This is a genomic window from Neobacillus mesonae (assembly GCF_023715155.1).
Taxonomy (GTDB): domain Bacteria; phylum Bacillota; class Bacilli; order Bacillales; family Cytobacillaceae; genus Neobacillus; species Neobacillus mesonae_A.
The window spans coordinates 32,038-43,174 of sequence record NZ_JAMBNQ010000003.1; the positions used below are offsets into that span (position 1 = coordinate 32,038).

Here is an 11,137-nt window from a genome sequence, read left to right on the forward strand (position 1 = left end):
AAATAGGTGGAATTTACTTTGTAGAAAATGAAACATTTGTTTTGAGTCATACGTATTAATAGTATGTTTCACCTTCATTAGCCGATTAGGAGTCGATAATCATGAACCCTATTGTTTCACTCATCATCCGATCGTTTGTGGCTGTGCCTGTTACAGTGTTAACAGGGGTGGTCAGCTTTTTCATATTAGGACAAAACATCCTGCCGTCTTTTGCGTATGCTATAGCAGGAGGGGCTGTCGTTCACGTGATTTTATCTTTGATGATGAATAGACGTTTTTTAAAGAAACATCAACTGACTATGAAGGAATTCCGTTATATTAGAAAAAACCTGGCAGAGGCTAATAAAAAGATCCGCCGCCTCAATAAATCACTATTTTCCATTCGTGAAATTTCTTCTGTTAAACAAAGAATTGATATCGTAAGAATCACAAAGAAAATCCAGAAATTAGCCTTGAAAGAACCAAAGCGTTTTTATCAGGCAGAACCTTTTTATTTTTCACACTTGGATTCCGTTGTGGAACTGACTGAAAAATATAGTTTCTTAGCCTCCCAGCCGAAAAAAAACTTAGAAATCAATCAATCCCTTATTGAAACACGCCGGACGCTGAATGAAATGACGAGAGTTTTAGAGAATGATTTATATCGTGTGATTTCCGACGATGTAGAGGATTTAAACTTTGAAATTGATGTTGCCAAGCATACGATAAAAAAACAAAAGGACTCTAAATTTCCTGATGAGAATAGGTGGTTAAAATGACTGAGAATAATCCAAATATAAATAAACAATCCAGTGATTTATTAAATGATATTCTGGCTAATCCATTTGGCAGCGATCCATTCGAACTGGAACCGAAAAAGGAGCCAGCACCGCAAGCAGCAGAAGCGAAGCCGGTAAAGCTGATTGATGTAATTCCAGAAGAGCACCGTGTCAAGGCGTATCAGATTGCCGAGCAGATTGACCCGGCCAACCATCAGGCGATGATTCAATATGGCACCCAGGCCCAAGGAAAGCTGCTGTCCTTCTCACAAACAATGCTTGAGCATGTCCAGAAAAAAGATGTCGGCGAAATTGGGGAAATCATTAATGATTTAATGAAGCATCTAAATCAGGTGAATCCGGATGAGTTAAAGGATGGGAAGCCATCCTTACTAGCCCGCATGTTTGGAAAAATTTCCGGCTCGCTTCAGGAGGCCCTTTCAAAATATCAAAAAACAGGAGCTCAAATCGATCGAATCAGCGTTAAACTTGACCGCAGCAAAAATATTTTATTATCGGATATTAAACTGCTTGAACAGCTCTATGAAACAAATAAAGAATATTTCCATGCCCTAAACGTGTATATTGCTGCTGGAGAAATTAAGCTTGAAGAGATGCACGAAAAGACAATTCCTTACTTAAAAAAGCAGGCGGAGGCGACCCAGGATCAAATGAAGTTCCAAGAAGTGAACGACATGATCCAATTTGCCGACCGTTTGGACAAACGGTTATATGATTTAAAATTGAGCCGCGAAATCACCATTCAAAGTGCACCTCAAATCCGCCTGATCCAAAATACCAACCAGGCGCTTGTGGAAAAAATTCAGTCGTCGATTGTCACAGCCATTCCATTATGGAAAAACCAAGTGGCCATCGCATTAACCTTAATTCGCCAGCGGCATGCCGTGGAGGCACAGAAGCAGGTTTCTAAAACTACCAATGAACTGCTATTGAAAAACGCGGAAATGCTAAAAACGAATACAATCGAAACCGCAAAAGAAAATGAACGCGGTTTAGTGGATATTGAAACACTAAAGAAAACGCAGGAAAATCTGATTAGCACTTTGGAAGAAACATTGCGCATTCAGGAAGAAGGCCGGAATAAACGCCGCTTGGCTGAACAGGATTTGGCAGCAATGGAAAACGAACTCCGACTCAAACTATTAGAAGTTAAGGGTAAATAACAAAACAGCCCCAAAAGTTTTTTAACGGGTTTACTTGTTAGGTGCAAAAATGTAAATAGCAAACTTAAACACTTAGCAAATCACATAAATTTCACAAAACAATTCACAGTCAAAAAGGCATAGAGATGCAAATACTCTATGCCTTTTTTTAACTTTCTTTTATTAAGGAACAAGTTCATTAGAAGCTAAAGTGAGTTTGATAAATAAGCGGAGAATTTTCTCTTAATTGGGAAATATCACTGAAAATAACTTAAATAGACGGAAAGATTCCGACTATTGACTCGAAAAACGTGAAAACGGGTCATTTTGCTTTGCTTAATCGGAAAAACTCCGCTTATATACACTGAACCGAGCTCTATTCTGCAGTATAACCGGAAAAACTCCGCTTATTTTAAATATCACTGGTTCCTCAATTAAGGATAAAACTTCTTATGTTTCAAAAAAATAAGTTTTTTTAAGCAAGGAATAAAACAAAATCCCTTTATTTGGTATTTACAGGTACGGAATTATCGTACTCTTCCAAAGTTATTCCTTGCCCAGCAATGTCTGCTGCTGCCTTTTTTCCCACATATCGGAGATGCCACGGCTCATATTGATAACCGGTGATCTCTTCTTTCCCTTTTGGATAGCGGATGATAAATCCATAATCGGCAGCATGGTTTTCAAGCCAGTTTGCCTCGGTACTACCGGCAAAACAATCCGCGGCAGCGCATTTTCCGTCTCCTCCTGTTACATCAATGGCAAGTCCTGTTTCATGTTCGCTTGTTCCTGGCAGAGCACTGTAAGTTTGTGCTGTTTCATACCCGTCTTTCTTAACATAGGATTGAAACAAGGCCTCTTGAGTTGCATGTGACCGGTAGGCGGAAACCCCAAGCAGTTTTACGCCGTCTTCACTTGCCCCTGCAAACAGCTGCTCAATGGCAGCGGCAGCTTCCGACCGCATTTTTCTTTTTTCAGACTTCTCTTGAAAAATAAACTCAATTGATGGTTCCACTAAATCAGCAGGCGCGTAATTTTCCGGGAGCTTATGTTGTTTATTCACCAGTACAGGGATAATTTTGGGATTAGAAGTCATGTTGATGGAATCACTCTGTGTTTTTTCAAGCTTATTTACTGGCACAGCCGGATTCTCTTCTTCTGGTGTCAGTTGCTTTTTTACCCAGCCGGCGCCCCAAAATCCTCCTAACAAGATGAGTAATATGAGAACAGAATAGATTTTTTTCATGAGTAACATCCTCTTATAAAAAGTCATTTCTGTTCTCAGTATCGACACGATTCTAGACTCTAAAACCTCCCATTCGCAGGCAAAGGAATTTTCCCAAATGGGCTTTTCCTGCGTCTAGGTCTTTTGGCTCTTTTATTATTTAAACCAATTTCTTATGCTAAAAAAAAACACATAAATCGTACGAAACGGCAAACCTATTGAAAAGTGGGGACGCAAAGCTATAGGGGCTGTAGTCTTATAGGAAAGTCTTTGGATTTTAAAAATGTCTTGCGGTGATTATGATTTTTTAAGACGATGCTCGCCAGTTACCGAACACGATCTCCTGCGATTTATGTCTTTGCATTAATTAGAGGGGGGTTTTTGTGTTGAAAATTTTATTAAAAGGCAAGTATTTTTATCATCTCCTGCAGCAGCGGCATAACGAACTGCTCCAGCAGGATTGCATGAGCGAGGAATTACGAATCAAATTAAAGATAAAAGCAGTGTATCACAGCAGCAAGGCTGTAGAGCTGGGAGCGAGGATATAAAGATAAGCGCCGGGACAATGAAGTTCCGGCGCTTTTTTCGGGTGCTTGAAAGTATTGTACAGCGAGAACGGGCTGGTAAAGCCGCTTCACTCTTCTTCTAATTAGTGAGACATTACCTTACTGTTATCATCGCTGCCGTCTTTTGTTACTTTTAAAGCTCCGACAGCTCCTTTAGTAGCATCATTGAATTGGTGTGTGACAATTGGATAACTTCCTTCTTCTGTCACAGTGAATTCGACAACCGCCCCTCCGCTAGCTGGCAGCATAACGGTTTGCATGCCTTTCAAATGGTTTTCAGGATTACCGTCAAGATAGACATCATCAAACAGGGTGCCTACTACATGGAAGCTGGATACTTCATTTGGACCAACGTTTAGTACATAGAATCTGACTTTATCGCCGACTTTGGCAAGCAGCGGATGATCTTGCAGGGCGCCGACCGTACCGTTCGTATTTACATCTCCATCTTTTAAAGCTTTTGTAGAAAATACCACATACTTGGGTACACCATTTGTCATGTCATTTAAGTCATTGTATTTGTACCATTCGTTTTGGATGACTACATATTCACGATCTACTTTAGAATCTGTAGGATATCCTGTAGCTGGTTTTACAATGATCATTCCGTGCATTCCGTTAGCAATATGGCCAAGTACAGGTTTTGTGCCGCAGTGATACATGAATACTCCAGGATTATCGGCAGGATAGCTGAAAGAACCGGTTTTGTTAGGCATTACATCTACAAAGTTTTTAGATGGTGCTGTATGGACTGCGTGCATATCCATGCTGTGCGGGATGGCAGGATCCATATTTTTCAGGGTAAAATTAATTTTATCGCCTTGATTTACGACAATGACAGGTCCAGGAGCTTCGCCATTAAATGTCCAAGCTTTATACATATCCCCTTCACTCAGTTCGATGTCTGTAATTTGAGCTGTCATTTCGATATTTACTTCATGTGCACCAGTACGTTTAATCTTGATTGGAGTTGGTTTTTGGTTGAGATTTTCATGGGGGCCGAAGACTTGTGCATCTGCTTTTGTTGTTGTTTGAGCCTCCACCTTTTTGTCAACAGACAAATTATCCACTTTTCCACAAGCGCCTAATACCATGACAGAAGTGACCATTACCGCAGCAAATTTTGTCAACTTTCTCATTTTAATACCCTCCAATTTAACTCCTAAAATTTAATTTAATTATTGTTTACATCTTCATTTTAATTTTTTAAGAAACCGCTCTAGTGATAGAGGTCACTTAAAGAGAAGGTGTCGGTGAACAATTTGTGAATAGTTGAACAAATCATTTTAAGTACTGTGATAATGGTGATAAACTCTTGATTTATTGGGCATTCTATTCATAAAAAGGAGGGTGGTTTTTATGAAAGAAAATCAGGATCAAACAAGTGAAGGGTTAAACCAAATTTTCGAGATCATCAATGCCAAAGGGGATGTTGGAGAGCTAAAAACGATTGTAGAAAAATATAAGGAAAATGAAAATGCGAAGCCGGAAGAGGACCTGAACGATTAGGTTCTCTTTTTATGTGATGTGGATAATTGACTTTGGAGTGTGGATAAACAAGGGTGAATTGTTAATAAGTATTAACATTTTGTGGATAACTGGTGAGTAACAAAAAACACGTGAATGAAGCGAATTGAATTGTGAATAAATTTGTGGATATTTAAAATATTTTGTTAATAACTAGGGCGTTTTTGTTAATATCTTAGGGATAACATGTGAAAAAGAGGAGTCAGGCAACATGTTATCTCATTCACAACGTCTCTTAAAAAGATGACAATTGTCACCTTATTTTTATGACATTTCTTACTAAGAATGGTCCTCCCCGGAACGTACAATGAAAGTAAGAAATCAGGAGGTGTTCGAGTATGACAGAAGTATTGACGTTAAAAAATGTGACAAAATCATTCCGCCAGAAGACAGCGGTGAATAATATTTCCTTTTCAATTAGTAAGGGGGAGGTGGTGGCCATTCTGGGCCCGAACGGTGCAGGAAAAACCACAACGATTTCCATGATCCTGGGTCTTTTGAGACCAACAGAGGGAGAGGTGAAACTATTTAACCGACAGCCGCAAGAAAAGCAGGTGCGGGAGAAAATCGGGACGATGCTGCAAGAAGTCAGTGTCATGCCAGGATTAAAGGTCCGTGAAATTTTAGAGCTGATTCGCAGCTATTACCCGCATCCTCTCCCCGTGAAAGATTTGGTCAATCTGACTGGATTGACCGAAGAAGATTTGAAAACGCGGGCAGAAAAATTATCTGGCGGACAAAAGCGGCGGTTAAGTTTTGCTCTTGCACTCGCCGGTAATCCTGAACTGATAATTTTTGATGAGCCTACCGTCGGCATGGACATTACCTCAAGGAAGCGTTTTTGGCAAACTGTCCGTACGTTTGCAGCACAAGGTAAAACGATCATATTTTCGACCCACTATCTTCAGGAAGCAGATGATGCCGCTGACCGAATTCTGCTGTTCAAAGACGGGGCAATAGCTGCGGATGGGGCGCCGGCACAAATTAAAGCAAGAATAGCCAAACCATCCGTTTCTTTTACGGCCGCCCCCGATATATCATTGGAACCCTTGTATCATCACAGCGAAATTGATGATATCTATCGAAAAAATAACCGTGTATATGTACAATCCAGTAACACGGATCGGGTATTGGAGCTGCTTTTTCAAGAAAAGTTAGGGGCACGGGATATTCAAATTGAACGGGGTAAACTCGAAGAGGCGTTTGAAGAGCTGACCAGTACAACAAAGGAGGCCATATAGAATGAGAGTTTTTCAAGTACAGTGCAAAATGGAAATCATAAGGGTGTTGAGAAATCGCTATTTTGTATTTTGGTCCCTCATGATGCCAATCCTTTTCTATTATATTTTCACAAATGTTGTCAACACCCACCCACAGGATGAGGGAGCATGGCAGGCACATTACCTCATGTCCATGACGGTTTTTAGTGTGATGGGTTCGTCTATAATGACGCTTGGCATCCGCATGGTGCAGGAGCGTGCGCAAGGCTGGTCCACCTTTATGCGCATTACTCCATTATCTGACAGTGTCTATTTTGCGGCCCAAATGGCAGGGCAAAGTGTGATTCATATACTATCGATTACCGTTATTTTTATCGCAGGTGCTCTGATCAACAATATCTCTTTATCAGCCGTTGAATGGGTAATGAGCGGCTTATGGATTTTACTAGGTTCATTGCCATTTCTCGCTATTGGTACATTAATAGGATTAATGAGAAAAGTAGAAACAGCAGCAGGCGTCAGCAATGTACTGTACATGGTGCTGGCAGTTTCCGGCGGCCTATGGATGCCGATTGAGGTCATGCCCAAAGTGATGCAGACCATTGCCCAATGGCTGCCGTCCTACCATTTTGGCAGCGGCGCCTGGGAAATTGCCTCCGGGCATGCTCCTGAATGGAAAAATATCCTATTATTGGTCGCGTATTTAGTCCTGTTCATGTTACTATCGAAATATATTAGAAGAAAACAAGAAGCGGTGTGAGGTATTTGAACATTTCTATTTTTCCAAAGCAGTTAGGCTTTTTTCCTTATGTATTTCTGATTTATATCGGCTTTCCCGTCTATTATTTGACGAAGGAGACAGGAATTAAGCAGCTTATTGGCTTTGGGATGGTGCTCGTCTTTTTGGTGTCGTACCGCCAGCTATATTTTTTAATTGGAAAAAAAAGCTTTACTTACTGGCTGGCTGTTCAACTGGCCATCGTGTTCCTGTTTAGCACGTTTTATGATTTAAACCACATCTTTTTAGGCTTTTTTCCAGCAAACTTTATCGGCTGGTACCGGGACAAAAAAGCATTCAGACTTGGATTATTATGTTTAGCGGGAGTGGAGATTATTCCATTCCTTATCAAGATCGCCCGGACAAACATATTCTTTTCCACCACTGAGCTGATCTATTTTGTGCCGTTTTTGATTGTCATGCTGATTTCGCCATTTGGCATCCGCTCGATGAACCGCAGGCTGGAGCTGGAAAAAGAACTGGATTTGGCTCGAAAACAAATTGAAGAACTGGTGAAACGGGAAGAACGGGTGCGGATTGCCCGCGATCTTCATGATACGCTTGGTCATACCTTATCCCTTTTGACATTAAAAAGCCAGCTGATCCAGCGTCTGACAGCGGCTGACCCAGAACGGGCACGGCATGAGGCAAAGGAAATGGAAACAACCTCAAGGACGGCATTAAAACAGGTCAGAGAACTGGTCAGTGACATGCGCTCAACAACCATTGCTCAGGAGCTTGTCCATGTGCAGGAAATTTTGCGGACTGCCGGAATTACTTATCAGTATGAGGGGGATGCAGATTTTTCGAGAATCCCGCCATTTACGCAGAATATTATCGGGATGTGTGTCTGCGAAGCGGCAACCAATGTGGTTAAGCATAGCCGCGCCTCCCACTGTTCGATTTCTATCCTGCAAAGCTCGGAAAAAATGAAAATAGTGATTCGTGATGATGGGATGGGGGCAGCGAAAAATAATCAATTTGGCAATGGATTAAGGGGGATGAAGGAGCGGCTGGCCTTAATGGACGGATCGCTCTCCCTTACCAATCATCATGGTGCCGTATTAGAGATGACGGTGCCGATTATAAGAAAAGCGCAAGCGCCTTAGTCAGCCTCAGGCATAGCATAAGACGCTCCTGAATAGAAGGCGTTCATTGACTTCTTCAATTCTGGAGTGGCTGTAGACCATCGAGGGGCTGGGCTGCTTGCGCTGGACAAATCTCAAAGTTGGAAACATATAAATTCTGATATTATTAAAAAAGCAGGAGGGGCAGCAGGATGATTCGTTTATTTATTGCAGAGGACCAACGGATGCTTTTGGGGGCCTTGGGATCATTGCTCGATATGGAACCGGACATGGAGGTCATTGGGCAGGCGATGAACGGGGAAGAGGCAATTAAGAAGATTGAACAGCTCAAGCCGGATGTTTGTTTAATGGATATTGAAATGCCGGTGTTAAACGGACTGGAAGCAGCAGAAGAACTGACGCGAAATTCAAATTCAGCCAAAGTCATTATCTTAACCACCTTTGCCCGCCCAGGATATTTTGAACGGGCCGTCAAAAGCGGGGTCCATGGCTATTTACTAAAAGATGGTGAGATTAATGAGCTTGCCGATGCTATTCGTAAAGTGATGGCTGGAAAACGGGTATTCAGTCCGGAACTTACCTTTCATGTCATCCGTGAGGAAAACCCGCTTACATCAAAAGAACAAGAGATTCTTAGATTAGCCGCTTTAGGAAAAACAACCAAACAAATCACCAATGAATTATATTTGTCATCAGGCACAGTCCGCAACTATATCTCTGAAATCCTCCAAAAACTTGGAGCCAAAAACCGGACAGAAGCCGCCAACATCGCTGCTGAGAAGGGGTGGATCTAGGGACTGAAGGAGTGAGCAAGCCTTCGGTGTCTGACGCCCTCCTTGGACAGCAGGCTATCTCCAACGGACGGATATGTGAAAAATCACACAAATAGATGGTGTCACTCCTAAACACCGCGCTTGATTAGCGCCCTTTCTATTATGGACAACCTTCCTCAATCTGCGCTTCAGAATACATTATTACTAGTTCCAAAGAGGTATGGACGGGTAATTTTAAGTGATGAGGAAGGGGAAAGTCAGTTGTGAGAATTTTAATTGTCGGAACAGGGTACGTAGGGACGACTACGGGACTCATTTTTTGCGAAATGGGTCACCAAGTAACCGGTCTCGACCTTGATCAGCGAAAAATAGAAGCCCTGCAAGCTGGTAAACTGCATTTCTATGAACCGGGGCTTGAAGAACTGCTTGAGAAGCATATTCAAGCTGGAAATATATCTTTTACTGATAATACGAAAAAGGCAATAAAAAAGAATGATGTTATTTTTATCTGTGTGGGTACGCCAATGCAGGAAGATGGAAGCGCTGACCTTACTTATGTAAAAAATGTGGCAGAATCGATTGGAAAGTATATGAAGGAATATAAGGTTATCGTAACCAAAAGTACGGTTCCAGTGGGGACGGCGGAGCAGGTGACAGAGTGGATAAGGGCAGGACAAAAGGAACCTGTTCCATTTGATGTTGTGTCAAACCCCGAATTTTTGCGGGAAGGGTCGGCCATGTATGATGCCCTCCATCCAGATCGAATTGTCATCGGCACCATAAGCGAAAAAGCCAGAGCGTCCATGAGGGAACTCTATCAAGGCTTTCAATGTCCAATACTTGAAACGAATCCAAAGGCTTCGGAAATGATTAAATATGCTGCCAATTCTTTTCTTGCGATGAAAATTTCCTTTATTAATGAGCTGTCAAGATTATGTGACCGGCTCGGAATTAATGTGAATGATGTATCGCGGGGGATTGGCCTTGACCACCGGATTGGACCTCATTTTCTGCGTGCAGGAATGGGCTACGGAGGCTCCTGCTTCCCTAAGGACGTGAATGCCCTTCTGCAAACTGCCGCTGCCAATGGCATCCCCCTCACGATTTTGGAAAAAGTCGTACAGGTAAACGCGGAACAATCTCTTTATCTTTTGAATAAAATTAAACATTCTTTAGGCGGCGATTTAACGAATAAATCGGTTGCCGTCCTGGGTATTGCTTTTAAAGCAGACACCGATGATACGAGGGAGTCGCCAAGTCTTGTAATAATGGACTATTTACTCAAAGAGAAAGCACATGTCAGGACACATGATCCTGTGGTAAAACTGGAAGGATACCCGCTCGGGGCAAACTGCCGGCAGTTTGCGACAACAGCTGAAACAGTTTCAGGAGCCGACGCAGTTGTTCTCTGCACCGACTGGGACGAATATAAACGGCTCGACTGGCCAGCTATCAAACTCCTAATGAAACAACCACATATTTTCGACGGCAGGAACATGATTGACAAAACCGCGGTAGAATCATTAGGGTTTCACTACACTGGATTTGCTAACCATTAATTAAACCAGCAGGCTGCAAATTTAAGGCACCATGTGAATTTTCACATGGTGCTTAACGCTGTTTTTGGAGGATTTGTAGACAAAGTATCTATGTGGATAAAATAATTGTTTATTATTTCACAATGTTATGATATATTTAAAATATAATAAAAAATTCTGAAAAATAAGAGAAGGGAACATTAGACATGAGAAGACCAATAGTCAATATGCAAATGCTGATTAATAACAATAAAAAGGAGATTCTCTCGGATAAGAAAGAAATAGCACGAATTGAAAAGGAAATTGAAGATAAACATAATAAACGCTTGCAGTTAAATAAATAATTTTGACATGTTTTCTAAAAAGGAAGAAAGTCTCGTATACATCGGGGCCTTCTTCCTTTTTTATTTTCCGCCATACTTGCTATTCTTTACTAATTGTAAAGTTATTGTAAAATATAACAATTTTGGGTATTTTGTCACATGGATAGTGATGGAAATA

The 11,137-nt window shown here is 41.5% G+C and carries 12 protein-coding genes and 1 riboswitch; of the genes, 10 read left to right on the forward strand and 2 right to left on the reverse strand.

Features of this window, described 5'->3' with window-relative positions:
- The first annotated feature begins 101 nt into the window (after window positions 1-101).
- Window positions 102-758: a 5-bromo-4-chloroindolyl phosphate hydrolysis family protein gene (locus M3183_RS04600; protein WP_251466971.1), complete on the forward strand. Its 657-nt coding sequence runs from the start codon at window positions 102-104 to the stop codon at window positions 756-758.
- Window positions 755-1,942, forward strand: coding sequence for a toxic anion resistance protein (locus M3183_RS04605; RefSeq protein WP_251466973.1), 1,188 nt, complete (start codon window positions 755-757; stop codon window positions 1,940-1,942). The genes M3183_RS04600 and M3183_RS04605 overlap by 4 nt, the downstream gene beginning before the upstream one ends.
- A 481-nt stretch (window positions 1,943-2,423) precedes the next feature.
- Here the strand turns inward: M3183_RS04605 and M3183_RS04610 are convergent, their stop codons facing one another.
- Window positions 2,424-3,167, reverse strand: a complete 744-nt coding sequence (locus M3183_RS04610) for a M15 family metallopeptidase (RefSeq protein WP_251466975.1) — start codon at window positions 3,165-3,167, stop codon at window positions 2,424-2,426.
- Window positions 3,168-3,344: 177 nt separating this feature from the next.
- A riboswitch (cyclic di-GMP riboswitch) is annotated at window positions 3,345-3,402 on the forward strand.
- Window positions 3,403-3,529: 127 nt separating this feature from the next.
- Between M3183_RS04610 and M3183_RS04615 the strand changes: the two genes are divergently transcribed.
- The gene (locus M3183_RS04615) at window positions 3,530-3,694 is read left to right on the forward strand and encodes a hypothetical protein (RefSeq protein ID WP_251466977.1); all 165 of its coding nucleotides are present in this window, start codon (window positions 3,530-3,532) and stop codon (window positions 3,692-3,694) included.
- Between the two features lie 101 nt (window positions 3,695-3,795).
- On the opposite strand, the gene M3183_RS04620 is transcribed toward M3183_RS04615, so the two are convergent.
- A complete protein-coding gene (locus M3183_RS04620) occupies window positions 3,796-4,851 on the reverse strand; it encodes a multicopper oxidase domain-containing protein (RefSeq protein WP_251466979.1) in 1,056 nt (351 codons plus the stop codon).
- A gap of 220 nt (window positions 4,852-5,071) precedes the next feature.
- Here M3183_RS04620 and M3183_RS04625 point away from each other — a divergent pair, with 220 nt between their 5' ends.
- The 7 genes from M3183_RS04625 to M3183_RS04655 all read left to right on the forward strand — a co-directional run bounded on the left by M3183_RS04625 (window position 5,072) and on the right by M3183_RS04655 (window position 10,980).
- Window positions 5,072-5,221, forward strand: coding sequence for a hypothetical protein (locus tag M3183_RS04625; RefSeq protein WP_251466983.1), 150 nt, complete (start codon window positions 5,072-5,074; stop codon window positions 5,219-5,221).
- A gap of 356 nt (window positions 5,222-5,577) precedes the next feature.
- Window positions 5,578-6,480, forward strand: coding sequence for an ABC transporter ATP-binding protein (locus M3183_RS04630; protein ID WP_251466986.1), 903 nt, complete (start codon window positions 5,578-5,580; stop codon window positions 6,478-6,480).
- A 1-nt stretch (window position 6,481) separates the two neighbouring features.
- Window positions 6,482-7,219, forward strand: coding sequence for an ABC transporter permease (locus M3183_RS04635; RefSeq protein ID WP_251466990.1), 738 nt, complete (start codon window positions 6,482-6,484; stop codon window positions 7,217-7,219).
- Window positions 7,220-7,224: 5 nt separating this feature from the next.
- Window positions 7,225-8,346 carry a sensor histidine kinase gene (locus M3183_RS04640; protein WP_251466993.1) on the forward strand — a complete coding sequence of 374 codons (1,122 nt, stop codon included), beginning with the start codon at window positions 7,225-7,227 and terminating at the stop codon, window positions 8,344-8,346.
- A 170-nt stretch (window positions 8,347-8,516) separates the two neighbouring features.
- Complete coding sequence (locus tag M3183_RS04645) at window positions 8,517-9,119, forward strand: response regulator transcription factor (protein ID WP_251466995.1); 603 nt, start codon at window positions 8,517-8,519, stop codon at window positions 9,117-9,119.
- Window positions 9,120-9,361: 242 nt separating this feature from the next.
- On the forward strand, window positions 9,362-10,657 hold the full coding sequence (locus M3183_RS04650; RefSeq protein WP_251466998.1) for a UDP-glucose dehydrogenase family protein: 1,296 nt from the start codon (window positions 9,362-9,364) through the stop codon (window positions 10,655-10,657).
- Window positions 10,658-10,842: 185 nt separating this feature from the next.
- Complete coding sequence (locus tag M3183_RS04655) at window positions 10,843-10,980, forward strand: FbpB family small basic protein (RefSeq protein ID WP_251467001.1); 138 nt, start codon at window positions 10,843-10,845, stop codon at window positions 10,978-10,980.
- Window positions 10,981-11,137 lie beyond the last annotated feature (157 nt).

Bases quoted from the DNA above. Each gene is read 5' to 3' on its own strand.
- M3183_RS04600 (WP_251466971.1), top strand. From the start codon at position 102: ATGAACCCTATTGTTTCACTCATCATCCGATCGTTTGTGGCTGTGCCT.
- M3183_RS04605 (WP_251466973.1), top strand. From the start codon at position 755: ATGACTGAGAATAATCCAAATATAAATAAACAATCCAGTGATTTATTA.
- M3183_RS04610 (WP_251466975.1), bottom strand. From the start codon at position 3,167: ATGAAAAAAATCTATTCTGTTCTCATATTACTCATCTTGTTAGGAGGA.
- M3183_RS04620 (WP_251466979.1), bottom strand. From the start codon at position 4,851: ATGAGAAAGTTGACAAAATTTGCTGCGGTAATGGTCACTTCTGTCATG.
- M3183_RS04625 (WP_251466983.1), top strand. From the start codon at position 5,072: ATGAAAGAAAATCAGGATCAAACAAGTGAAGGGTTAAACCAAATTTTC.
- M3183_RS04630 (WP_251466986.1), top strand. From the start codon at position 5,578: ATGACAGAAGTATTGACGTTAAAAAATGTGACAAAATCATTCCGCCAG.
- M3183_RS04635 (WP_251466990.1), top strand. From the start codon at position 6,482: ATGAGAGTTTTTCAAGTACAGTGCAAAATGGAAATCATAAGGGTGTTG.
- M3183_RS04645 (WP_251466995.1), top strand. From the start codon at position 8,517: ATGATTCGTTTATTTATTGCAGAGGACCAACGGATGCTTTTGGGGGCC.
- M3183_RS04655 (WP_251467001.1), top strand. From the start codon at position 10,843: ATGAGAAGACCAATAGTCAATATGCAAATGCTGATTAATAACAATAAA.